Here is a 23777-nt window from a genome sequence, read left to right as displayed (position 1 = left end):
CATGGCGAGGGGGACACCGGTCGGTGTCCCCCTCCTGGCGCTAGGGAGTGTCGTGCCAGGCCCCGCCGACCAGACGGGACTGCGACGACACGACCTATCCCTCGCGGGCGGCGTTCAGACGTTCCGCGTGTTCCTGCAGTGATCTGACCCCGATGTCGCCGCGGTTGAGCGCGTCGATGCCCTGCACGGCGGCGGCCAGCGCCTGCACCGTCGTCAGGCACGGGACACCGCGGGAGACCGCGGCGGTCCTGATGTCGTAGCCGTCGAGGCGGCCACCGGTGCCGAACGGGGTGTTGACGATGAGGTCGATCTTGCCGTCGTGGATCAGCTGGACGACGGTCGGCTCACCGTCGGGGCCGGTGCCCTCGCTCTGCTTGCGCACGATGGTGGCGTGGATGCCGTTGCGGCGCAGCACTTCGGCGGTGCCGGAGGTGGCGAGCAGTTCGAAGCCGTGGTCGGCGAGCGCGCGGGCCGGGAAGACCAGGTTGCGCTTGTCGCGGTTGGCCACCGAGATGAACGCGGTGCCCTTGGTGGGCAGCGCGCCGTACGCGCCGGCCTGGGACTTGGCGTAGGCGGTGCCGAAGACCGAGTCGATGCCCATGACCTCGCCGGTGGAGCGCATCTCCGGGCCCAGCACGGTGTCGACGCCGCGGCCGTGGATGTCGCGGAAGCGGCTCCACGGCATGACGGCCTCCTTGACGGAGATCGGCGCGTCCAGCGGCAGGGTGCCGCCGTCGCCGGTCTTCGGGAGCATGCCCTCGGCGCGCAGTTCGGCGACGGTCGCGCCGAGCGAGATCCGCGCGGCGGCCTTGGCCAGCGGCACCGCGGTCGCCTTCGAGGTGAAGGGGACGGTGCGCGAGGCGCGCGGGTTGGCCTCGAGGACATAGAGGATGTCCCCGGCCAGCGCGAACTGGATGTTGATCAGGCCCTGGACGCCGACACCCTTGGCGATGGCCTCGGTGGAGGCGCGCAGCCGCTTGATGTCGTAGCCGCCGAGCGTCATCGGGGGCAGTGCGCAGGCGGAGTCGCCGGAGTGGATACCGGCCTCCTCGATGTGCTCCATGACGCCGCCGAGGTAGAGCTCGGTGCCGTCGTAGAGCGCGTCGACGTCGATCTCGATGGCGTCGTCGAGGAACCGGTCGACCAGGACCGGGCGGGTCGGGCTGATCTCGGTGGACTCGGCGATGTACGAGGAGAGCCGGGCCTCCTCGTAGACGATCTCCATGCCGCGGCCGCCGAGCACGTACGACGGGCGGACCAGGACCGGGTAGCCGATCTCGTCGGCGATGGCCTTGGCCTCGTCGAAGGTGGTCGCGGTGCCGTGCTTGGGGCGGGCAGTCCGGCCTCGGCCAGCACCCGGCCGAACGCGCCGCGGTCCTCGGCGAGGTGGATGGCCTCGGGCGAGGTGCCGACGATCGGCACCCCGTTGTCCTTGAGGGCCTGCGCCAGGCCGAGCGGGGTCTGGCCGCCGAGCTGGACGATGACGCCCGCGATCGGGCCGGCCAGCGACTCGGCGTGCACGATCTCCAGCACGTCCTCGAGCGTCAGCGGCTCGAAGTACAGGCGGTCGGAGGTGTCGTAGTCCGTCGAGACGGTCTCGGGGTTGCAGTTGACCATCACGGTCTCGTAGCCCGCGTCGTGCAGCGCGAACGAGGCGTGGACGCAGGAGTAGTCGAACTCGATGCCCTGGCCGATGCGGTTGGGGCCCGAGCCGAGGATGATCACGGCGGGCTTCTCGCGCGGGGCGACCTCGGACTCCTCGTCGTAGGTCGAGTAGAAGTACGGGGTCTTGGCGGCGAACTCGGCGGCGCAGGTGTCGACCGTCTTGTAGACCGGGCGCACCCCCAGCGCATGCCGGACCTCGCGGACGACGTCCTCGCGCAGACCCCGGATCTCACCGATCTGAACGTCGGAGAAGCCGTGCCGCTTGGCGTCGGCGAGCAGCTCGGGGCCGAGCCGGTCGGCGGCCGCCAGGTCGTCGGCGACCTCCTTGATCAGGAAGAGCTGGTCGGTGAACCACGGGTCGATCTTCGTCGCGTCGAAGATCTCCTCCGGGGTGGCGCCGGCCCGGATCGCCTGCATGACGGTGTTGATCCGGCCGTCGGTCGGCACGGCCGCCGTGGCCAGCAGCGCGTCCTTGTCGCCGGGCTCGCCGGTGAAGGTGAACTGGCTGCCCTTCTTCTCCAGCGAGCGCAGCGCCTTCTGCAGCGCCTCGGTGAAGTTGCGGCCCATCGCCATGGCCTCGCCGACCGACTTCATGGTGGTGGTGAGGGTCGCGTCGGCCGCCGGGAACTTCTCGAAGGCGAAGCGCGGCACCTTGACGACGACGTAGTCGAGCGTCGGCTCGAAGGACGCCGGGGTCTTCTCGGTGATGTCGTTCGGGATCTCGTCGAGCGTGTAGCCGACGGCGAGCCGGGCGGCGATCTTGGCGATCGGGAAGCCGGTGGCCTTGGAGGCGAGCGCCGAGGAGCGCGAGACCCGCGGGTTCATCTCGATGACGATGACGCGGCCGTCTTCGGGGTTGATCGCGAACTGGATGTTGCAGCCGCCGGTGTCGACGCCGACCTCGCGGATGATCGCGATGCCGACGTCCCGCAGGTTCTGGTACTCGCGGTCGGTCAGCGTCAGCGCCGGGGCGACGGTGATGGAGTCGCCGGTGTGGACGCCCATCGGGTCGAAGTTCTCGATGGAGCAGACGACCACGACGTTGTCGTTGCGGTCGCGCATCAGCTCCAGCTCGTACTCCTTCCAGCCGAGGATGGACTCCTCCAGGAGCACCTCGGTGGTCGGCGAGAGGGTGAGGCCCTGGCCGGCGATGCGGCGCAGCTCCTCCTCGTCGTGGGCGAAGCCGGAGCCGGCGCCGCCCATGGTGAAGGACGGGCGGACGACGACGGGGTAGCCGCCGAGGGTGTGCACGCCCGAGATGACGTCGTCCATCGAGTGGCAGATGACGGACCGGGCGGACTCGCCGTAGCCGATCTTGGCGTTGACGGCCTCGACGACGCCCTTGAAGAGCTGGCGGTCCTCGCCCTTGTTGATGGCCTCGACGTTGGCGCCGATCAGCTCGACGTTGTACTTGTCCAGGACGCCGTTGTCGTGCAGCGAGATCGCGGTGTTGAGCGCGGTCTGGCCGCCGAGGGTCGGCAGGAGCGCGTCGGGGCGCTCCTTGGCGATGATCTTCTCGACGTACTCCGGCGTGATCGGCTCGACGTAGGTGGCGTCGGCGATCTCGGGGTCGGTCATGATCGTGGCCGGGTTGGAGTTCACGAGGATGACCCGCAGGCCCTCGGACTTCAGCACCCGGCAGGCCTGGGTACCGGAGTAGTCGAACTCCGCTGCCTGGCCGATGACGATCGGGCCGGAGCCGATGACCAGGACGGACTGGATATCGGTGCGCTTAGGCACGCTGGCCCTCCATCAGATCTGCGCTGTGCTGGTTGTTGTCTCGCATGAGCTCGACGAAACGGTCGAACAGGTACGCGGCGTCGTGCGGGCCGGCGGCTGCTTCGGGGTGGTACTGGACGCTGAACGCCGGCTGGTCGAGGAGGTGGAGTCCCTCGACCACGTTGTCGTTCAGGCAGACGTGGCTGACCTCGGCCCGGCCGTAGGGCGTGTCCGAGACCGTGTCGAGCGGCGCGTCGACGGCGAAGCCGTGGTTGTGCGCGGTGATCTCGACCTTGCCGGTGGTGCGGTCCTGGACCGGCTGGTTGATGCCGCGGTGGCCGTACTTGAGCTTGTAGGTGCCGAACCCGAGCGCGCGGCCCAGGATCTGGTTGCCGAAGCAGATGCCGAAGAGCGGGGTCTTCCGCTCCAGCACCCCCCGCATCACCGCGACCGGGTGGTCGGCGGTGGCCGGGTCGCCGGGGCCGTTGGAGAAGAACACCCCGTCGGGCGCGACGGCGTACACGTCCTCGACGGTCGCGGTGGCGGGCAGCACATGGACCTCGATGCCGCGCTCGGCCATCCGCTGCGGCGTCATCGCCTTGATGCCGAGGTCGATCGCGGCCACGGTGAAGCGCTTGGTGCCGATCGCCGGGACGATGTACGACTCCTTGGTCGCCACCTCGGCCGACAGGTCGGCGCCCTTCATCTGGGGTGCCTGGAGGACCTTGGCGAGCAGGTCGGCGTCGGTGCCGATGGCGGCACCGGAGAAGATGCCGACCCGCATGGCGCCGCGCTCGCGCAGATGGCGGGTGAGGGCGCGGGTGTCGATGCCGCTGATGCCGACGACGCCCTGGTTGACGAGTTCCTCGTCGAGGGTGCGGCGGGCGCGCCAGTTGGACGAGACCCGGGCGGGGTCGCGGACCACATAGCCGGCGACCCAGATGCGGGACGACTCCGGGTCCTCGTCGTTGACGCCGGTGTTGCCGATGTGCGGAGCCGTCATGACGACCACCTGGCGGTGGTACGACGGGTCGGTCAGCGTCTCCTGGTAGCCGGACATGCCGGTGGAGAAGACGGCCTCGCCGAAGGTCTCCCCCACCGCCCCGTAGGCACGGCCGCGGAAGATCCGGCCGTCCTCCAGGACGAGTACGGCGGGGGTCCTGTCTGCCCGCTGGGTGGAGGTCGTCATCGTGGGCCTTCCTGGTGGAGCGGGGCGGCGACGGCACTGTCGCCGGGGTGCTGGTCGGGTACGGGGGCGCCCGCCGCGGATGCGGCGGCCCCGGATGCTGATGCCATGGAGCCGACCGCGTCGACCCAGCCGGCGTGCTCGGCCGCGTGCTCGGAGCGGAAACCCGAGTCGATGAGCCGGCCGCCGTGCTCCCAGGTGATCACCAGCAGGCCGCCCTCGGTGAGGACCTTGCCGGCGATGCCCTTGTCGAGCCGGGCGCCGCGCAGTGCGGCGGTGGGGACGAAGAAGTCCGGCGCGCCGGTCCGTTCCGCGTGCAGGCCCTGCTCCGTCAGAGTGAGCACGGCCATGCTGCGCACCCCGAGGCCGTGGGCGACGATGCGGTCCAGCCACTGACCCGCGGTGGTGCTGCCGTGGTAGCGGCCCCTGAGGGTCAGCAGCGGTTCGGCGCCGTCCTCGGGGACGGTGGGCAGCTCGGGCAGGCCGCCCTGGAGGGTGCCGCGCCACTTCCAGCCCTCGCGCATCAGCCAGTAGACGAGCGCGACGAACAGGCCCAGGCCCACGATCCAGCCGATCCGTGCGGACCAGTCGGTGACCTGCTGGGACTTCTGGTCCGCCGCCAGCAGGAGAGTCAGAGTTGTCACGCGAGCTTCCCGTCCACGACCGTCGCCCTGCCCCGCAGGAAGGTGGCGATCACCCGGCCCGGCAGCTCACGGCCCTCGTACGGGGTGTTGCGGCTGCGGGAGGCGAAGCCCGCGGGATTCACCACTCCACGGTAAGCCGGATCGACGAGAGTGAGGTTCGCGGGCTCGCCCGCGGCGACCGGCCGTCCGTGGCCGGCCAGCCGGCCGATGACGGCGGGCCGCGCCGACATGCGGTCGGCGACGCCGGCCCAGTCGAGCAGGCCGGTGTCGACCATCGTCTGCTGGACGACGGACAGCGCGGTCTCCAGGCCCACCATGCCCATGGCGGCCGCGGCCCACTCGCAGTCCTTGTCCTCGTGCGGGTGCGGCGCGTGGTCGGTGGCGACGCAGTCGATGGTGCCGTCGGCCAGCGCCTCGCGCAGCGCCATGACGTCGGCCTCGGTGCGCAGCGGCGGGTTGACCTTGTAGACCGGGTTGTACGAGCGGACCAGCTCGTCGGTGAGCAGCAGGTGGTGCGGGGTGACCTCGGCGGTCACGTTCCAGCCCTTGGACTTGGCCCAGCGGACGATCTCGACGGAGCCGGCCGTGGACAGATGGCAGATGTGCACGCGGGAGTCGACGTGCGCGGCGAGCAGCACGTCGCGGGCGATGATCGACTCCTCGGCGACGGCCGGCCAGCCGACCAGGCCCAGTTCGCCGGAGACGATGCCCTCGTTCATCTGGGCGCCCTCGGTGAGGCGGGGCTCCTGGGCGTGCTGGGCGACGACTCCGTCGAAGGCCTTCACGTACTCCAGCGCGCGGCGCATGATCACCGCGTCGTCGACGCACTTGCCGTCGTCGGAGAAGACCCGCACACCGGCGGCGGAGTCGGCCATCGCGCCGAGCTCGGCGAGCTGCTTGCCCGCCAGGCCGACGGTGACGGCGCCGACCGGCTGCACGTCGCAGTAGCCGGACTCGCGGCCGAGCCGCCAGACCTGCTCGACGACGCCGGCGGTGTCCGCGACGGGGAAGGTGTTGGCCATCGCGTGCACGGCGGTGTAGCCGCCGATGGCGGCGGCGCGGGTGCCGGTCAGGACCGTCTCGGAGTCCTCGCGGCCCGGCTCGCGCAGATGGGTGTGCAGGTCGACGAGGCCCGGCAGCAGGATCATGCCGTCCGCCTCGACGACGGTGGCGCCGTCGGCGTCCAGCGCGGTTCCGACGGCGGCGATCGTCTCACCGTCGATCAGGACGTCCTGCGGGTCGCCGCCGAGCACCTTGGCGCCTCGGATCAGGGTCTTGCTCATGACTGGTCGTTCTCCTCGGTGCGGGCGGCGGGGGCGGCGGTGGCGATGGCGGGTTCGTTCCCGCCGAGCAGCAGGTACAGGACGGCCATCCGGATGCTGACGCCGTTGGCGACCTGCTCGACGACGGTGCAGCGCTCGGAGTCGGCGACCTCGGCGGTGATCTCCATGCCGCGGTTCATCGGGCCGGGGTGCATCACGATGGCGTGTTCCGGCAGGGCGGCCATCCGGCCGCCGTCGAGGCCGTAGCGGCGGGAGTACTCGCGCTCGGTGGGGAAGAACGCGGCGTTCATCCGTTCGCTCTGCACCCGCAGCATCATCACGGCGTCGGACTTGGCGAGCACCGCGTCCAGGTCGTAGGAGACGTCGCAGGGCCAGCTGTCCACGCCGATCGGCAGCAGGGTCGGCGGGGCGACCAGGGTGACCTGGGCGCCGAGCGTGTTGAGCAGGTGGACGTTGGAGCGGGCGACCCGGCTGTGCAGGATGTCGCCGACGATCGTGATCCGGCGGCCGGCCAGATCACGTCCTGTTCCGTCGCCAGGACCGCGGTGGAAGGTCGGGCCGCCGTCCTTCGCGCCCGCCAGGTGGCGGCGCATGGTGAAGGCGTCGAGCAGCGCCTGGGTGGGGTGTTCGTGGGTGCCGTCACCGGCGTTGACGACCGAGCCGCCGATCCAGCCGGAGGTGGCGAGCCGGTGCGGGGCGCCGGAGGAGCCGTGCCGGATGACGACGGCGTCGGCGCCCATCGCCTCCAGGGTCAGCGCGGTGTCCTTCAGGGACTCGCCCTTGGAGACCGAGGAGCCCTTGGCGGAGAAGTTGATGACATCGGCGGAGAGCCGCTTGGCGGCGGCCTCGAAGGAGATGCGGGTGCGGGTCGAGTCCTCGAAGAAGAGGTTGACGATGGTGCGGCCGCGCAGGGTCGGCAGCTTCTTGATCGGCCGGTCGGCCACGCGGGCCATTTCCTCGGCGGTGTCGAGGACGAGGATGGCGTCGTCGCGGGTCAGGTCGGCGGCCGAGATCAGGTGGCGCTTCATCGGGTCACTCCGAAGGGGGTACTGGGGCGGCGGAGGGCATGCTCGTGGGCCCGGACCGCGCGGGGGTCCGGGTCGTGCTTGCGCTATTCGTCCGCCGGGGAGCCCTCGCGCACGCCGAGGAGGACCGTGTCACGGCCGTCCTCTTCGGTGAGGTGGACCTTGACGGTCTCGCGCAGCGAGGTGGGGAGGTTCTTGCCGACGTAGTCGGCCCGGATCGGGAGTTCGCGGTGGCCGCGGTCGACGAGGACGGCGAGCTGTACGGCTCGCGGCCGGCCGATGTCGTTCAGCGCGTCGAGGGCGGCGCGGATCGTGCGGCCCGAGAAGAGCACGTCGTCGACGAGGATCACCAGCCGGCCGTCGACGCCGTCACCGGGGATGTCGGTGCGGGCCAGTGCGCGGGCCGGGTGCAGCCGCAGGTCGTCGCGGTACATGGTGATGTCGAGCGATCCGACCGGGACCTTGCGGCCGGTGATGTCGGCGAGTTTGTCGGCCAGCCTGCGGGCGAGGAAGACACCGCGGGTGGGAATGCCGAGGAGCACCACGTCGTCGGCGCCCTTGGCGCGTTCGACGATCTCGTGGGCGATGCGGGTCAGGACCCGTGCGATGTCCGGTGCTTCGAGCACCGGGCGTGCGGATGTACTGCGGTCTTCAGCCATGAAGGGCTCTCCTTCCCCGCCTCACGGGACGGGTCTTAAAGGACGCCAGGGATACGGCCTCACGTTACCAGGCGCGCAGGTCGCGTTCTCGGGCGGTCACCCGCACGATAGGCACACCGGTACGAATCGGACGCTCGCGCAGTACAGGGAGACCGGTCCGGACCATTCGGCTTGACGAAGTCAAATTACGCTGCGTAACCTCACAGTGAGTCACCGAGTTTCCGTCCGGGGAGCCTTATGTCCAGCGATTACGCCAAACAGCTCGGAGCCAAGCTCCGCGCCATCCGCACGCAGCAGGGTCTCTCCCTCCACGGCGTCGAGGAGAAGTCCCAAGGCCGCTGGAAGGCCGTCGTCGTCGGCTCGTACGAGCGTGGCGACCGCGCCGTGACCGTACAGCGACTGGCCGAGCTGGCGGACTTCTACGGAGTTCCGGTCCAGGAGCTGCTGCCCGGCACCACGCCGGGCGGGGCCGCGGAGCCGCCGCCGAAGCTTGTCCTGGACCTGGAGCGACTGTCCCAGGTCCCGCCGGACAAGGCCGGTCCGCTGCAGCGCTACGCCGCCACCATCCAGAGCCAGCGCGGGGACTACAACGGCAAGGTGCTGTCGATCCGCCAGGACGACCTGCGCACGCTGGCCGTGATCTACGACCAGTCGCCGTCGGTCCTCACCGAGCAGCTCATCGGCTGGGGCGTCCTCGACGCGGACGCGCGCCGCGCGGTCCAGCACGAGGACGGCTGAACAAACAGCCGACAAACAAAAGTGCAGAAACGTACCGCCCGGGGCGGTGTCCGCAGGGACACCGCCCCGGGCGGTTCCGTTTGCCCCGGAGCCCGGAACGGGCCCGCGGGGGTCTCCGTCACCCGTACGGCCCAGTCCGCGCCCGGTAGAGCCGGCCGATGACTTCCGGCAGCAGCCGTTCGGTCAGCCGGGGCGGCAGCGCCTGCAGGACCGCCAGCACCGGGGCCATCCGCTCCGGGAGCGCGCCGTCGTCGGAGATGCCGGCGAGCTGGAGGGCCAGGGCGATCTCCCCGGGGCCGAGCGTGTCGGGATCGAGCTGGGCGGCGAGCCCGGCGAGCCCCTCGTCGACGGCGGCCGGGCCGAGCTCGCGGGCCCGCCGTACGGCGCCGCCGAGCTCCTCCAGCAGCAGGGCGATCCGTTCGGGGGACGCCACCGCCGCCGTGACGGTCAGATGCAGGTTGGGCGGGGAGCCGCCGAAGGCGGGCTGCGGCTGCAGGAACCAGCCGCGCAGCCGCATCTCATCGGCGACGACGAACGGGTCGAGCCCCGGATCGTCGGAGGCGACGGCGACCAGCGACGCCTGCGGGATGCCCAGCACCCGCAGCCCGTCGATCCGGCCGATGCCCCCGACGAGGGCCTGTACCGCCTCGTGCACGCGCCCGGAGAGCTCGGCGTAGCCCGCGGGGCCGATCCGCCGCAGGACCGCCCAGGCGGCGGCCAGCGGCCCGGCGGACTTGGTGCCCTGGAGCGTGGCGTTGACCACCGGGTAGCCCGGCCAGGAGGCGTCCGCGAACCAGCCGTGCCGGCGCAGTTCGGCGTCCCGGAAGAGCAGCACCGAGGCGCCCTTGGGGGTGTACGCGTACTTGTGCAGGTCCACCGCGATCGACGTGACGCCCGGCACCGCCAGGTCGAACGCGGGCGGCCGGGGCAGCGTCCGGGGCAGGTGCGCCAGGTACCAGCCGCCGATGCAGGCGTCGACGTGGCACAGCACCCCGCGCCCGGCCGCCGCGGCGGCGATCTCGGTGACCGGGTCGATCACCCCGTGGGCGTAGGACGGCGCCGAGGCCACCACCAGGGCCGTCCGGTCGGTCATGGCGGCCGCCATCGCCTCCGGGCGGGCGCGGAACGTCCCGGGGTCCACCGGGACCGTGACGACGGTCAGGCCGAAGAGGGCGGCGGCCTTGCGGAAGGCCGCGTGGGCGGTGGCGGGCAGCACCAGTTCCGGGGCGGTGACGCCCCGGGTGCGACGGGCGTGGTTCCGGGCGGTCAGCACGGCGAGCAGACAGCTCTCGGTGCCGCCGCTGGTGAAGGTGCCGGCCGTCCCGCCGTCCCCGCCGAGCAGCCCCGCGGCCCGGCCGACGATGTCGTTCTCCAGGGCCACCACGCTGGGAAAGGCCGTCATGTCCAGGCCGTTGACCCCGGCGAAGGCCGCCTGGGCCCGCTCCGCGAGGTCGTCGAGACCGTCCAGCCCGGAGTCGTAGACATAGGCCATGGTGCGGCCGCCGCGCACCGGGAGGTCCTGGGACCGCAGCGCCGTCAGCCGGTCGATGATCTGTTGATCGGTCTCCTGATCGGACATGCCAGCGAAACTAGGCCACCGTCCGGGAAACACACCAGGCCCGAAGCAGAAGATTGTTCAGCTTCTGCTCCGGGCCTGGTCGGTGCGGGTGACGCTATCGCCGGAGAGTCGGCTTGAGGTCCTTCAGACGGGCCAGCAGCCCGTTGACGAAGGCGGGCGACTCATCGGTGGAGAACTCCTTGGCGAGCTGGACCGCCTCGTCCAGCACGACCGCGTCCGGGGTCTCGTCCTCCCAGATCAGCTCATAGGTGCCGAGCCGCAGGACGTTCCGGTCGACGACCGGCATCCGGTCCAGCGTCCAGCCCACCGAGTAGGTCGCGAGCAGCTCGTCGATGCGGGGCGCGTTGGCGGCGTATCCCTCGACCAGCTGCATGGTGTACTCGGTGACCGGCGGCTGCCGGTCGTCGGTCCGGGCGAGCCGGATCCAGTCCGCCATGGCGGTCTTCGGGTCGACACCCCGCTGATCCGCTTCGAAGAGGATCTGGAAGGCACGCTTGCGGGCCTTGTTCCGAGCAGCCACGTTAGCTGTTCACCCGGCCGAGATAGTCACCCGAACGGGTGTCGACCTTGATCTTCTCACCGGTGGTGATGAAGAGCGGAACGCCGATCTCGTAGCCGGTCTCGAGCCGCGCCGGCTTGGAGCCACCGGTCGACCGGTCGCCCTGGACACCCGGCTCGGTGTACTCGATGACCAGCTCGACGGAGGCCGGGAGCTCGATGTAGAGCGGAGCGCCCTCGTACATCGCCACGACGGCCTCGAAGCCTTCGAGGAGGTAGTTGGCGGCGTCGCCGACGACCTCGGGGGTGATGTACACCTGGTCGAAGGTGTCGGTGTCCATGAAGACGAAGTCGGTGCCGTCCTTGTAGGAGAACTGCATACCGCGCTTGTCGACGTTGGCCGTCTCGACCTTGATGCCGGCGTTGAAGGTCTTGTCGACGACCTTGCCGGACAGCACGTGCTTGAGCTTCGTGCGGACGAAGGCGGGGCCCTTGCCGGGCTTGACGTGCTGGAACTCGACAACGGTCCAGAGCTGGCCGCCGTCGAGCTTGAGCACGAGGCCGTTCTTGAGGTCGTTCGTGGATGCCACGGTTGCGGAATCTCCTGAAAGTGCAGCTTCGGAGACCGAGGGGGCGCGCCCTTTTACAGGGCGAGCAGCTCCTTGGTCGTAATGGTGAGTAGCTCGGGCCCGCCGTCCGTCGGGGGACGTACGACGAGTGTGTCGTCGATGCGGACACCGCCGCGGCCCGGAAGGTGGACCCCCGGTTCGACGGTGACCGGCACGCAAGCGTCCAGTTTACCCATGGCCGCAGGTGACAGCCGAGGGTCCTCGTCGATTTCGAGTCCCACGCCGTGTCCCGTCACCTCTCCGAGGGCCTCCCCGTAGCCCGCGGCGGCCAGTACGGAGCGCGCCGCATGGTCCACATCACGGCAGGCCACACCGGGTGCGAGGGCCTCCCGTCCGGCCCGCTGGGCGGCGAAGACCAGCTCGTACAGCTCGATCTGCCAGTCGGCGGGAGAAGTCCCCACGACGAAGGTGCGGCCGACCTCGCAGCGGTAGCCGCGGTAGCAGGCGCCGAGCCGGACGGTGAGGAAGTCGCCCTCCTCGACGCGCCGGTCGGTGGGGACGTGCCGCGCGGCCCCCGAGTGCGGGCCGGTGCCCACGCAGGTGGGGAAGGCCGGGCCGTCCGCGCCGTGGTCGACCAGCCGGCGCTCCAGTTCCAGCGCGAGGTGCCGCTCGGTCCTGCCGACCAGGATCGACTCCAGCAGCTCGCCGAGCGCCTGGTCGGCGAGTTCGGCGGCGATCCGGATCGAGGCGATCTCCTGCTCGTCCTTGACCACCCGCAGCTGTTCCACGGCCCCGCGGAGGTCGGTCAGCCGCAGTCCCGGCGCGACCGAGCCGATCGCCCGGTGCCGGCTGACCGTGAGGTGGTGCTCCTCGACGGCCAGCGTGTCGCCCCGCCGTTCGAGGACCAGTCCGGCGGCCGCCACCACCGGATCGCCGTCCGACCTCGTCAGGACCACCGTCCGTACGTCCTCCGGCGGCTGCGCCTCGGACAGGTCCCCGACCGCGGGACGGCTGCGGACCAGCGCGTCCTGGTCGCCGGGGCCGATCAGCAGGACCGCGCCGGCCGGCGCGCAGCCGGTCAGATAGCGGACGTTCGCGGGGCGGGAGACCAGCGCCGCCGCCGCTCCTGACGCCGCGCATCGGTCGCGCAGGCGTTCTCTGCGGGCTGCGTGCACGTCGGACATGTCGCGAGCGTACGTGCGGGCCGTCCGGGGGGCCGCCCGAGCGCGTCCGACCGGGGTCGGGCCGTCTTCCGCGCGGCGGCCGGTTCCCGTCGGCTACCAGACGGGCGGGCCCTGGACGCTGCGGGCCACGACCCGGTCCAGCGCCGCGGCCGCCGCGACCACGTCGAGCTGCGAATTGTCGATGATCGGCAGCCCTGATCCGTACCAGCCGGCCATCCGGCCGTGGATCCGGGCGACCTCCTCGTCGGAGAGCCGCCGGTTCCCGTTGCGCGCGGCGTTGCGGGCCAGGACCACGTCCAGGCCCGGGAGCAGGACGACGGGCAGCAGGCCGGGGCCGACGTGCCGCTTCCAGCCGCCGAGGCCGACGACCGGCCGGTCCGGGAAGACCGCGTCGTCGATGATGCACGATATGCCGTTGGCCAGGAAGTTCCGGGCCGAGAAGCCGCAGGTGCGGCGGGCCAGCCGGTACTGGGCCTCGGAGTGCTCGTTCCAGCCGGCCTGCGGGTCCGCGAAACCGGAGCGGACCCACTCGCGGACGTCGTCGAGGCTGATGTGGGCGGTCGGTACCCCGCGGTTGTCGGCCCAGTGCCGGGCGATGGTGGTCTTGCCGGCCCCGGCCGCGCCGATCAGCAGGACGGCCACGGGCCCGGAGCCGCCGCCCGGCAGCGAGCCGCCGGAAGGTGCGGGCAGCTGGACCGGGCCGGCGGCAGGCAGGGGGAAGTGGCCGGTGGTGCTGGGGGCCGGCTGAGGTCCCGGCCGGCCGGGCTGCGGTGCCCCCACAGCGTGCTGCATCCCGTCCCACTCCATCTCGTGCCGGAGGTTCTGCTTCCGTGACGGCCGGGAACAGGCCGTTCGAACCGAACCGTACCGTCCCCGGAGGTACTTGTGTGAACGGCCGGGGAGCGGCACAGGTGCCCGGACGACGATGTCAGCCGGTGATCTCCTCCGCCAGGGCGCGCAGCGCCAGCCGGTAGGAGCCGATGCCGAAGCCGGCGACGGTACCGGTGGAGACGGCCGCGATGACCGAGGTGTGGCGGAATTCCTCACGGGCGTACGGGTTCGAGATGTGCACCTCGATGAGCGGTGCGGTGCGCTGCGCCGCCGCGTCCCTGATCCCGTACGAGTAGTGGGTGAACGCGCCCGGGTTGATGACGACCGGGATCCGTCCGTCGGCGGCCTCGTGCAGCCAGCGGATCAGCTCGCCCTCGTCGTTGGTCTCCCGGACCTCGACGTCGAAGCCGAGCTCCTTGCCGAGGGTGGTGCAGGCCTCGACGAGCCCGGCGTACGAGGTGGCGCCGTACACGTCGGGCTCCCGGGAGCCGAGCCGGCCGAGGTTCGGCCCGTTCAGCACCAGCACGCGGCCGGTCGCGCCGGTCACTTGGAGACCTCCGCGTAGGCGGCCACCAGGACCGCCGGGTCCGGGCCCTCCAGGACGGTGGGCTTGGCCAGCCCGTCGAGCACGATGAAGCGCAGCAGGTCACCGCGGGACTTCTTGTCGACGCGCATGGCGTCCAGCAGCTTCGGCCACTGGTCCCCGCGGTAGGTCAGCGGCAGTCCCACCGACTCCAGGACGGTGCGGTGCCGGTCGGCGGTCGCGTCGTCCAGCCGGCCGGCCAGCCGGCCCAGCTCGGCGGCGAAGACCATGCCGATGGAGACCGCGGCGCCGTGCCGCCAGTTGTAGCGCTCGTTCTTCTCGATGGCGTGCGCGAGGGTGTGGCCGTAGTTCAGGATCTCGCGCGGGCCGCTCTCCTTGAGGTCGGCGGAGACCACGTCGGCCTTGACCTGGATGGAGCGCACGATCAGCTCGGCGGTGTGCGCGCCCTGCGGCGTACGGGCCGCGGCCGGGTCGGCCTCGATCAGGTCCAGGATCACCGGGTCGGCGATGAAGCCGGCCTTGATGATCTCGGCGAGGCCGCTGATGTAGTCGTTGGGCGGCAGCGAGTCCAGCGCCGCGAGGTCGCACAGCACCCCGGCCGGCGGATGGAACGCCCCGACCAGGTTCTTGCCCTCGGCGGTGTTGATGCCGGTCTTCCCGCCGACCGCCGCGTCCACCATGGCCAGCACGGTGGTGGGGACGGCGATCCAGCGCACCCCGCGCAGCCAGGTCGCCGCCACGAAGCCGGCGACGTCGGTGGTGGCTCCGCCGCCGACGCCGACGATCACATCGGTGCGGGTGAAGCCGGTCTGGCCCAGCGCCTTCCAGCAGTAGGCGGCGACCTCGACGGTCTTGGCCTCCTCGGCGTTCGGCAGCTGGATCGCGATGGCCTCGAAGCCCTGCTCGGCGAGGTCCGCGCGCAGTGCCTCGCCGGTGGCGGCGAGCGCCTCCGGGTGCAGCACCGCGACGCGCTTGGCGGCCGGCCCGATGAGGGCGGGCAGCTCGGCCAGCAGCTGGCGTCCGACCAGCACCTCGTAGGGTTCCGTACCCGCGGTGCCGGCGATCGCGATACGGGTGTGGTTCTCGCTCATGCGTCCTTCAATTCCAGTGCGTCGAGGACCGCTTCCGCAGCGTCCTCGGGGGTGCGGTCGTCGGTGGCGACGACCGCGCGGGCGACCTCGGTGTACAGCGGACGGCGCTTCTCCATCAGCTCGCGCCACTGCTGGCGCGGCGCGACGGCGAGCAGCGGACGCGGGGCGTCCAGGCCGACCCGCTTGACGGCGTCGTTGACTCCGACGTCCAGGAAGACCACCGGACGGCCGCGCAGCAGGCTGCGGGCGACCGGCGACATGATCGCTCCGCCGCCGAGCGCCAGTACGCCGGTGTGCTCGGCGAGGGCGTCGGTGACCGCGGCCAGTTCGAGCTGCCGGAAGTGGTCCTCACCGTCGTTGATGAAGATCTCCGGGATCGACTTGCCGGCGGTCCGCGCGACATCCGCGTCGGTGTCCCGGTAGGTGGTGCCGAGCCGGGCGGCGAGCAGCTTGCCGACGGTGCTCTTGCCCGCACCGGGCGGGCCGACGAGGACGACCAGCGGCCCGGTCAACGGATCGCCAGGTTCTCGAGGTACCCCTGGACGTTGCGCCGGGTCTCGCCCACCGAGTCGCCGCCGAACTTCTCCGCGACCGCGTCGGCGAGCACCAGCGCGACCATGGCCTCCGCGACGATCCCGGCGGCCGGCACCGCGCAGACGTCCGAGCGCTGGTGGTGCGCCGCGGCGACCTCACCGGTGGTGACGTCGACGGTGGCCAGGGCGCGCGGCACCGTCGCGATCGGCTTCATCGCCGCCCGGACCCGCAGCAGTTCACCCGTGCTCATGCCGCCCTCGGTTCCGCCGGAGCGGCCGGTGGAGCGGCGGATGCCCTCGGGGCTCGGCACGATCTCGTCGTGCGCCTGCGAACCCGGCACCCGGGCCAGGCCGAAGCCGTCGCCGACCTCGACGCCCTTGATCGCCTGGATGCCCATCAGCGCGGCGGCCAGCCGCGCGTCGAGCCGGCGGTCCCAGTGGACGTGACTGCCGAGTCCGACGGGAACGCCGTACGCCAGCACCTCGACGACGCCGCCGAGCGTGTCGCCGTCCTTGTGGGCCTGGTCGATCTCGGCCACCATCGCGTCGCTCGCGTCGGAGTCCAGGCAGCGCACCGGGTCGGCGTCGAGCCGGGCCTCGTCGGCGGGCACCGGCACGACCCCGTACGGGGCCTTGGCCGCGGCCAGTTCGACGACATGGCTGACGATCTCGATGCCCGTCGTCTCCTTGAGGTAGGAGCGGGCGACGGCGCCCAGCGCGACGCGGGCGGCGGTCTCCCGGGCGCTGGCGCGCTCCAGGATCGGCCGGGCCTCGTCGAGCGCGTACTTCTGCATGCCGGCGAGGTCCGCGTGGCCGGGGCGCGGCCGGGTCAGCGGCGCGTTGCGCCCCAGACCGGCCAGGATCTCCGGGTCGACGGGGTCGGCCGCCATGACCTGTTCCCACTTGGGCCACTCGGTGTTGCCGACCATGATCGCGACCGGGCTGCCCATGGTCAGGCCGTGCCGTACGCCGCCGAGGAAGGTGACCTCGTCCTGCTCGAACTTCATCCGGGCACCGCGGCCATAACCCAGCCGCCGGCGCGCCAGCGCGTCCGCCACCATCGCCGTGGTGACGGGTACGCCGGAGGGCAGTCCCTCCAGCGTCGCGACGAGTGCGGGGCCGTGCGACTCCCCCGCGGTCAGCCAGCGCAACCTGCTCAACGGTGCTCCTTTTGCTCGCGCCTCGAACGTCCGAATTTCAACGGCACGGCCGGGTGCGCGGCCCTGGCCCGCCACCACCGATCCTCCCACGGCCGGGGCGGACGTCCCGCCTCCGGTCCAGGTTGTGGACGTGGCGGCGCGACGGGCTCGGAACGGGCGGACGCCGCCGGTGTCAGACGCCCAGTGCCGCTTCGCCGGCGGCGCGCATCGCCGCGAGCGGCCCCGGCGTCCGGCCGGTCATCCGCTCGACCTGGAGCACGGCCTGGTGCACCAGGAGGTCGAGACCGCCGACGACCTCGCCGCCGCGGGCCGTCCAGGCGGCCGCGAGGGCGGTCGGCCACGGGTGGTACAGCACGTCGAAGAGCGCGCCCGGCCGCTCCGGCACGGACTCGGCGAGGCCGTCGGTGGCGCCCGCCGGGGTGGTGGCGATCACCAGCGGCGCCTCGAACGCCTTCGCAGCGTCGCCCCAGTCCTCGGTGCGCACCCGCACTCCCAGCCGTTCGCCCCACTCGCGCATCTCGGCGGCGCGCGCGGCGCTGCGTACGTACACGGTGACCTCGCCGGCGCAGATCCGGGCGAGTGCGGCCAGTGCGGACGAGGCGGTCGCCCCGGCGCCGAGCACCACCGCGGACTCCACGCTCGTCACTCCGTGTTCGCGCAGCGCGGCGGCGATCCCGGGGATGTCGGTGTTGTCGCCGGTCAGCCGGCCGTCCGCGGTGAAGACCACGGTGTTGACGGCCTCGACGGAGGACGCGGTGGCGCTGACCTCGTCCAGCAGCGGGATGACCGCGCGCTTGAGCGGCATCGTCAGCGACAGCCCGGCCCAGCTGCCGGGCTCCCCCGTGCCGTCCCGGAGCCCGGCCAGGAAGCCGGGCAGCGCCGCCTCGTCCACCTCGAAGGCGTCGTAGCGCCAGCCGGTGAGACCGAGCTCGGCGTACGCCGCCCGGTGCAGCACCGGTGAGAGCGAGTGGGCGATCGGCGAGCCGAGGACTCCGGCCCGGCGTGGTTCCCGCATCAGCCGGTGCCCTTGTTCCTGTTGAACTCCTGGACGTTCTTCTGGTGCTCCGTGTAGCTGTCGGTGAAGCGCGTGTCGCCCTTCTTGACCGTGACGAAGTACAGCCAGTTGCCCGCCGTCGGGTGCAGCGCCGCGTCGATCGCCTGGTGTCCCGGGTTGCCGATCGGACCGGGCGGCAGGCCCTTGTGGAGGTAGGTGTTGTACGGCGACGGGAACTTGGTGTCCTTGGTGGACGTGTTCAGCGTGGAGCGGCCCATGGCGTAGTTGATCGTCGAGTCGAAGCCCAGCGCCATGTCCTTGTCGAGGCGGTTGTAGATGACCCGCGAGACCTTGCCGAACTCCTCGTCCTCCTGCGCCTCGGCCTGGATGAGGCTGGCGATGGTGATGATCTGCAGCGGCGTCTTGTGGACCTTCGCCGCCTCTTCCTCGATGTTGTCCTTCTTGTACTCGGCCTCGGCCTGCTGGACCATCTGCTTGAGCAGGTCGAGCGGCTTGGTGGCCTTGCCGACGCTGTACCGGAACGGGAAGAGGAAGCCCTCGACATTGCCCTGCGCCCAGGCGGGCAGGCCCAGATCGGCGCCCTTGGCGGCGGCCTGCGTGGTGCCCGCCTTGACGCTCAGCCGCTTGTCGATGGCGGCATAGATCTCGGTGGCCCGCAGCCCCTCGGGGAGGATTATGGCGCTCTGCTTGGACGGGTCGGTCATCATCGTGACCGCCGCCGCGGCCGACATCTCCTTGTGGAGGATGAAGATGCCGGCCTGGATGCTCTTGCCCTTGGGGTTCTTGCCGGCCGCCGCGGTGAAGGAGTCGACGCTCTTGACCACGCCCGCGGTCTTGAGGATGTTGCCCATGTCCGTCAGCGTCGAGCCCTTGGGGATCTCGACCTGTACGTCTCCGGTGCCCTCGCCCGAGAAGTCGGGCGCCGCGCCGAAGTGGCTCTCGTAGAACTGGTAGCCGAAGTAGCCGGCACCGCCGACGCCGCCGCCGAGGACCAGCAGGACGACCAGGCAGGCGCAGCCGCTGCGGCGCTTCTTGCCCTCTTTCTTGCCGCCCTTGCCGCCGCGCTTGCGTCCGCCGCGGCCGGCCGGGGTGTCCTCGTCCGGCTCTTCGTCGTCCGTGTCGTCGGCGAAGAAGGCGTGCGTCTCCGGCTCCGCCTCGGCCTCCCAGTCGCCGGTGTTGTCCGGGGCGGACCGCATCGGCTGCTGGGGCTGCTGCTCCGGCGGCTGCCGGTGCTGCGGCTGCTGCGGGGGCGGGTAGCCGCCCTGGCCGTAGAAGTCGGGCTGCTGGGCGCCGTAGGGATCGGCCGGCGGCTGGCCGCCGTAGGGATCGCCGGGGTTGGCACCGTACGGGGCGGACGAACCCCCGGAGGTGTCCCAGTCGTTGTACTGCTGCTGGCCCTGGTGCTGGCCCTGCTGGGGGTGCTGTTGCTGCTGCTGCGGGTACTGCTGTTGCTGCTGGGGGTACCCCTGCTGCGGGTACTGCTCCTGCTGCGGGTACTGCTGCTGCTGGTTCTGGGGGTACTGCTGCTGTTGCGGGTACTGCTGCTGGTTCTGGGGGTACTGCTGCTGCTGTTGCGGGTTCTGCTGCTGGGGAGCCTGCTGACCGTTGTACGGGTACTGCGGCTGCTGCCCGGTGGCGTAGGGGTCCCAGTCGTCCTGCGGCTGCGGCTGGCGCGGCTGCTGCTGGTACCCCTGGTCACCGAAGAGCGGGTCCTCGGGATGCCACGGTTCGGAGCCGGAGCCCCGGCCATAGTCAGTCATCGATCCCCTTGGTACGCGTCGGACGCGGGGCGATCGCATCGTCCGAACTGGCCGCCCCTTGCGAAACGGGCGGCGCCAGGTGGCGCCGCCGTGTCGCGCGGAACGTTACCGTACCGCGATCAGCTGCCCACTTCGACGCTCTCCCCCGCTGGTTTCCCCGACACCCGTTCGGTCTCGAGGGCGCTCTGCAGGATGACGATCGCGGCGGCCTGATCGACCACCGCACGGCCTTTCTTGGCCTTGACGCCCGACGCCCGCAGGCCCTGGGTGGCGGTGACCGTGGTCATCCGCTCGTCCACCAGCCGCACCGGGACAGGGGCGATGATCTTTGCCACATCCTGCGCGAACGCCCGGACCTTGACCGCCGCGGGACCCTCGTTCCCGCTCAGCGAGCGCGGCAGTCCCAGCACGACCTCGATCGGCTCGTACTCCTCGACGATCGCCGCGAGGCGGCGCAGCGCCGCCGGGACGTCCCGCCCCGGAACCGTCTCGACCGGTGTCGCGAGGACCCCGTCGGGGTCGCACGAGGCGACCCCGATCCGGGCATCCCCGACATCGACGGCGATACGCCTGCCTCTGCGCACCGTCAGGCCTTCTCTTCGACCAGGCGCTGGACCGCGGCGACGGCCTCGTCCACGGCGGCCGGGTTCTGGCCGCCGCCCTGCGCGACGTCGTCCTTGCCACCGCCGCCGCCACCGAGCGTCTTGGCCGCGGACCTGACCAGTTCGCCGGCCTTGATACCGCGCTCGCGGGCGGCCTCGTTGGTGGCGATCACGGTGAGCGGGCGGCCGTTGGCCACGGTGAACAGCGCGACGACGGCGGCCCGGCCGCCCCCGACGCGCTGCCGCACGTCCAGCACGAGCTTGCGCAGGTCGTCGGCGCCGGTGCCCTCCGGCACGGTGCCGGTGACCAGGGCCACGCCCTTGATGTCCTGGGCGCCCTGCGCCAGTCCGGCCGCGGCCTGCAGGACCTTGTCGGCGCGGAAGCGCTCGATCTCCTTCTCCGCGTCCTTGAGCTTGGCGAGCATGCCCGAGATCTTGTCGGGCAGCTCCTCGGGACGGCCCTTCACCAGCTCGGTGAGCTGCGCGACGACCGTGTGCTCACGGGCCAGGAACTTGTACGCGTCCACCCCGACCAGCGCCTCGACCCGGCGCACCCCGGAGCCGATGGACGACTCGCCGAGCAGCTTGACCAGCCCGAGCTGGGCGGTGTTGCCGACGTGCGTACCGCCGCACAGCTCCTTGGAGAAGTCGCCGATGGTGACCACGCGGACCCGGTCGCCGTACTTCTCGCCGAACTCGGCGATGGCGCCCTGCTTCTTGGCCTCTTCCATGCTCATGACCTCGGCGGTCACGTCGAGCTCCCGGGCGAGCACCTCGTTGATCTTCTGCTCGACGTCGGTGAGCACCGTGCCGGGTACGGCGGCGGGCGAGCCGAAGTCGAAGCGGAAGCGGCCCGGGGAGTTCTCGGAACCGGCCTGGGCGGCGGTGGGGCCGAGGGCGTCCCGCAGCGCCTGGTGCGTCAGGTGCGTCGCGCTGTGGGCGCGGGCGATGGCCCGGCGGCGCACCAGGTCGATCTGGGCGAGCGCGCCGGCGCCGAGGGTGACCTCGCCGACCTGAACGACGCCCTTGTGCACGCTGACGCCGGCCACCGGCTGCTGGACGTCGCGGATCTCGACGATCGCGCCGGTGTCGATCCTGATCCGGCCGGTGTCGGCGAGCTGGCCGCCGCCCTCGGCGTAGAACGGGGTGCGGTCCAGGACGATCTCGACCTCGTCGCCCTCGTGCGCGGCCGGCGACGGGACGCCGTCGACGAGCAGCCCGACGACGGTGGCCTCGTTCTGGTTGGCGCTGTAGCCGGTGAACTCGGTGGTGCCGGAGCGGTCGGCGACCTCACGGTAGGCGGACAGGTCGGCGTGGCCCTGCTTCTTGCCGCGGGCGTCGGCCTTGGCGCGGTCCCGCTGCTCCTTCATGAGCCGGCGGAAGCCCTCCTCGTCCACCGACAGGCCCTGCTCGGAGGCCATTTCGAGGGTGAGGTCGATCGGGAAGCCCCACGTGTCGTGCAGCAGGAACGCCTTGTCGCCGGAGAGCACGGTGCCACCGGCGGCCTTGGTCTCGCTGACGGCGGAGTCCAGGATGTTGGTGCCGCCGCTGATCGCCTTGAGGAAGGCGACCTCCTCGGAGAGGGCGACGGTCTCGATGCGCTTGCGGTCGGTGACCAGCTCCGGGTACTGCTCGCCCATCGTCTTGATGACGGTGTCCACGAGCTCGCCGACGACCGGCCCGGTGGCGCCCATCAGCCGCATGTTGCGGATGGCGCGGCGCATGATGCGGCGCAGCACGTAGCCGCGGCCCTCGTTGCCGGGGGTGACCCCGTCGCCGATGAGCATCACGGAGGTGCGCATGTGGTCGGCGACGACGCGCAGCGAGACGTCGGTGCCGTGCTCGGCGCCGTACCGGACACCGGTGAGTTCGGTGGCCGTGTCCATCACCACGCGCAGGGTGTCGGTCTCGTACATGTTCTGCACGCCCTGCAGGATCATCGCGAGGCGTTCGAGGCCGAGGCCGGTGTCGATGTTCTTCGACGGCAGCTCGCCGAGGATCTCGAAGTCGTCCTTGCCCTGGCCGGGGCCGCGCTCGTACTGCATGAAGACCAGGTTCCAGATCTCCACGTAGCGCTCGTCGTTGACGGCCGGGCCGCCCTCCTCGCCGAACGCCGGGCCCCGGTCGTAGTTGATCTCGGAGCAGGGGCCGCACGGTCCGGGGACGCCCATGGACCAGTAGTTGTCGGCCTTGCCCAGGCGCTGGATCCGCTCGGCGGGGACGCCCACGACCTCGCGCCAGATGCGCTCGGCCTCGTCGTCGTCCAGGTACACGGTGACCCAGAGCTTCTCGGGCTCCAGGCCGAAGCCGCCGTCCGCCACGGAGCTGGTGAGCAGCTCCCAGGCGTATTTGATGGCGCCTTCCTTGAAGTAGTCGCCGAAGGAGAAGTTGCCGCACATCTGGAAGAACGTGCCGTGCCGGGTGGTCTTGCCGACCTCTTCGATGTCGGGCGTCCGCACGCACTTCTGCACGCTGGTGGCGCGCTCGAAGGGCGGCTTGACCTCGCCGAGGAAGTACGGCTTGAACGGGACCATGCCCGCCGGGACCAGCAGCAGCGTCGGGTCGTCGGCGATGAGGGACGCCGAGGGCACGACCGTGTGCCCGCGCTCCTCGAAGAAGCGCAGCCAGCGGCGGCGGATTTCTGCCGACTCCATCAGTGATTGTCCTTCCGGTTGTACGACTGCTTGTGCGACTGCTTGTAGGACTTCTGGGGGTGTGACTGCTGCGGGAGCGGCTGCGGTGCGTCGAGTGCGGCCCGGCGCTGCCCGGGGAGGTCCCCTTCGGCGGCTTCCAGGCCCAGCGCGTCCTTGAGTTCGATCTCGCGCTCGGTCATCCCGGCGCGCACGTCCTGGGCGAAGAGCCGCAGGCGGGCGCCGGTTTCGAGCGCCTTGTCGGCCGCCGTCGCGGCGAGGCTGTCCGGGGAGAGCCTGCGCACCGCGCGGTTGACCTTGGTAGTGGCCCAGACGCCCGCGGCGGCGCCGGTGAAGAACCAGAACAGGCGGCGGAACATGGTGTGTCAGCCCTTCGAACGGTTGCGTCGGCTGCCGCGCCGGGCGGCCGGCAGCGCCTTGCCGACCACGACGGTGCGGGTTTTCCCCGCGCCCTTGGCCTGCAGGCCGACCGCGCGCCGCACCCCGTAGCCGAAGGCGGCGACCTTCACCAGCGGCCCGCCGAAGGTGGAGGCCACCGTCGAGGAGAGCGCGGAGGCGTTGGCGGTCACCTCGGCGACGTCCGCGGTGATCGTGTCGACCCGGTCGAGCTGGGTGTGCGCGGAGCGGAGCGCGGAGGTCGCCTCGCCGAGCAGCGGAACGGCCTGTTCGGTGACGCTCGCGACCAGTTCGGTGGTCTTCCTGAGCGTCTGGGACAGCCGGACGAGCGCCACCGCCAGGAACGACACCAGGATCGCCCAGAAGACGGCCACGATCAGGCCGGCCACCTCTCCACCGGACACGTTGCTGCGCTCCCTCACCGTCACCACTTCACAACAACAAT

The 23777-nt window shown here is 71.4% G+C and carries 21 protein-coding genes and 1 pseudogene; 1 reads left to right on the top strand and 21 read right to left on the bottom strand.

All coding sequences use genetic code 11. The features are described from left to right. Positions 1-94: 94 nt before the first annotated feature. The 6 genes and pseudogenes from carB to pyrR all read right to left on the bottom strand — a co-directional run bounded on the left by carB (position 95) and on the right by pyrR (position 8181). Positions 95-3405, bottom strand: a pseudogene (carB, locus tag LNW73_RS27780) (carbamoyl-phosphate synthase large subunit). Further along, positions 3398-4573 carry a glutamine-hydrolyzing carbamoyl-phosphate synthase small subunit gene (gene carA / locus LNW73_RS27775; protein WP_250991752.1) on the bottom strand — a complete coding sequence of 392 codons (1176 nt, stop codon included), beginning with the start codon at positions 4571-4573 and terminating at the stop codon, positions 3398-3400. Before carA ends, carB begins: the two are co-directional and overlap by 8 nt. Beyond that, the gene (locus tag LNW73_RS27770; RefSeq protein WP_250974969.1) at positions 4570-5214 is read right to left on the bottom strand and encodes a PH-like domain-containing protein; all 645 of its coding nucleotides are present in this window, start codon (positions 5212-5214) and stop codon (positions 4570-4572) included. The genes carA and LNW73_RS27770 overlap by 4 nt, the downstream gene beginning before the upstream one ends. Then, positions 5211-6497 (bottom strand): dihydroorotase, encoded by a 1287-nt coding sequence (locus LNW73_RS27765; protein WP_250974970.1) that lies wholly within the window; start codon positions 6495-6497, stop codon positions 5211-5213. Before LNW73_RS27765 ends, LNW73_RS27770 begins: the two co-directional genes overlap by 4 nt. Then, positions 6494-7525 (bottom strand): aspartate carbamoyltransferase catalytic subunit, encoded by a 1032-nt coding sequence (locus tag LNW73_RS27760; RefSeq protein WP_250991751.1) that lies wholly within the window; start codon positions 7523-7525, stop codon positions 6494-6496. Before LNW73_RS27760 ends, LNW73_RS27765 begins: the two co-directional genes overlap by 4 nt. An 83-nt stretch (positions 7526-7608) precedes the next feature. After that, positions 7609-8181 (bottom strand): bifunctional pyr operon transcriptional regulator/uracil phosphoribosyltransferase PyrR, encoded by a 573-nt coding sequence (gene pyrR, locus LNW73_RS27755; RefSeq protein WP_250974972.1) that lies wholly within the window; start codon positions 8179-8181, stop codon positions 7609-7611. A gap of 237 nt (positions 8182-8418) precedes the next feature. Here pyrR and bldD point away from each other — a divergent pair, with 237 nt between their 5' ends. Then, complete coding sequence (gene bldD / locus LNW73_RS27750) at positions 8419-8919, top strand: transcriptional regulator BldD (RefSeq protein WP_138352602.1); 501 nt, start codon at positions 8419-8421, stop codon at positions 8917-8919. Positions 8920-9037: 118 nt separating this feature from the next. Here the strand turns inward: bldD and LNW73_RS27745 are convergent, their stop codons facing one another. The 15 genes from LNW73_RS27745 to LNW73_RS27675 all read right to left on the bottom strand — a co-directional run bounded on the left by LNW73_RS27745 (position 9038) and on the right by LNW73_RS27675 (position 23736). Then, positions 9038-10498 (bottom strand): pyridoxal phosphate-dependent decarboxylase family protein, encoded by a 1461-nt coding sequence (locus LNW73_RS27745; protein WP_250991750.1) that lies wholly within the window; start codon positions 10496-10498, stop codon positions 9038-9040. Between the two features lie 94 nt (positions 10499-10592). Beyond that, the gene (gene nusB / locus LNW73_RS27740; protein WP_138352604.1) at positions 10593-11018 is read right to left on the bottom strand and encodes a transcription antitermination factor NusB; all 426 of its coding nucleotides are present in this window, start codon (positions 11016-11018) and stop codon (positions 10593-10595) included. A gap of 1 nt (position 11019) precedes the next feature. After that, entirely contained in the window at positions 11020-11586 is a 567-nt protein-coding gene (gene efp, locus LNW73_RS27735; protein WP_138352605.1) for an elongation factor P, read from the bottom strand. Between the two features lie 53 nt (positions 11587-11639). Beyond that, positions 11640-12749, bottom strand: a complete 1110-nt coding sequence (locus tag LNW73_RS27730; RefSeq protein WP_250974974.1) for an aminopeptidase P family protein — start codon at positions 12747-12749, stop codon at positions 11640-11642. A gap of 93 nt (positions 12750-12842) precedes the next feature. After that, complete coding sequence (locus tag LNW73_RS27725; RefSeq protein WP_250974975.1) at positions 12843-13541, bottom strand: AAA family ATPase; 699 nt, start codon at positions 13539-13541, stop codon at positions 12843-12845. Positions 13542-13677: 136 nt separating this feature from the next. Beyond that, positions 13678-14127 carry a type II 3-dehydroquinate dehydratase gene (aroQ, locus tag LNW73_RS27720; RefSeq protein WP_250991749.1) on the bottom strand — a complete coding sequence of 150 codons (450 nt, stop codon included), beginning with the start codon at positions 14125-14127 and terminating at the stop codon, positions 13678-13680. Further along, a complete protein-coding gene (gene aroB / locus LNW73_RS27715; RefSeq protein WP_250974976.1) occupies positions 14124-15215 on the bottom strand; it encodes a 3-dehydroquinate synthase in 1092 nt (363 codons plus the stop codon). Before aroB ends, aroQ begins: the two co-directional genes overlap by 4 nt. Further along, positions 15212-15727, bottom strand: a complete 516-nt coding sequence (locus tag LNW73_RS27710) for a shikimate kinase (protein WP_250991748.1) — start codon at positions 15725-15727, stop codon at positions 15212-15214. The genes aroB and LNW73_RS27710 overlap by 4 nt, the downstream gene beginning before the upstream one ends. Continuing rightward, a complete protein-coding gene (gene aroC, locus LNW73_RS27705) occupies positions 15724-16908 on the bottom strand; it encodes a chorismate synthase (protein WP_138352610.1) in 1185 nt (394 codons plus the stop codon). The genes LNW73_RS27710 and aroC overlap by 4 nt, the downstream gene beginning before the upstream one ends. A gap of 172 nt (positions 16909-17080) precedes the next feature. After that, the gene (locus LNW73_RS27700; RefSeq protein ID WP_250991747.1) at positions 17081-17923 is read right to left on the bottom strand and encodes a shikimate dehydrogenase; all 843 of its coding nucleotides are present in this window, start codon (positions 17921-17923) and stop codon (positions 17081-17083) included. Next, on the bottom strand, positions 17923-19683 hold the full coding sequence (mltG, locus tag LNW73_RS27695) for an endolytic transglycosylase MltG (RefSeq protein WP_250991746.1): 1761 nt from the start codon (positions 19681-19683) through the stop codon (positions 17923-17925). Before mltG ends, LNW73_RS27700 begins: the two co-directional genes overlap by 1 nt. 119 nt (positions 19684-19802) lie before the next feature. Then, positions 19803-20267 carry a Holliday junction resolvase RuvX gene (gene ruvX / locus LNW73_RS27690; RefSeq protein ID WP_250974980.1) on the bottom strand — a complete coding sequence of 155 codons (465 nt, stop codon included), beginning with the start codon at positions 20265-20267 and terminating at the stop codon, positions 19803-19805. A 2-nt stretch (positions 20268-20269) separates the two neighbouring features. Continuing rightward, positions 20270-22939 (bottom strand): alanine--tRNA ligase, encoded by a 2670-nt coding sequence (gene alaS / locus LNW73_RS27685; RefSeq protein WP_250991745.1) that lies wholly within the window; start codon positions 22937-22939, stop codon positions 20270-20272. After that, complete coding sequence (locus LNW73_RS27680) at positions 22939-23295, bottom strand: DUF6167 family protein (protein ID WP_250974982.1); 357 nt, start codon at positions 23293-23295, stop codon at positions 22939-22941. The genes alaS and LNW73_RS27680 overlap by 1 nt, the downstream gene beginning before the upstream one ends. A gap of 6 nt (positions 23296-23301) precedes the next feature. Further along, entirely contained in the window at positions 23302-23736 is a 435-nt protein-coding gene (locus tag LNW73_RS27675; protein WP_250974983.1) for a DUF948 domain-containing protein, read from the bottom strand. Between the last annotated feature and the right edge of the window lie 41 nt (positions 23737-23777).

Origin of the sequence: Streptomyces sp. RKAG337, from assembly GCF_023701715.1 — a bacterium.
Lineage (GTDB): Bacteria > Actinomycetota > Actinomycetes > Streptomycetales > Streptomycetaceae > Actinacidiphila.
This window is presented reverse-complemented; position numbering and strand designations above follow the sequence as displayed.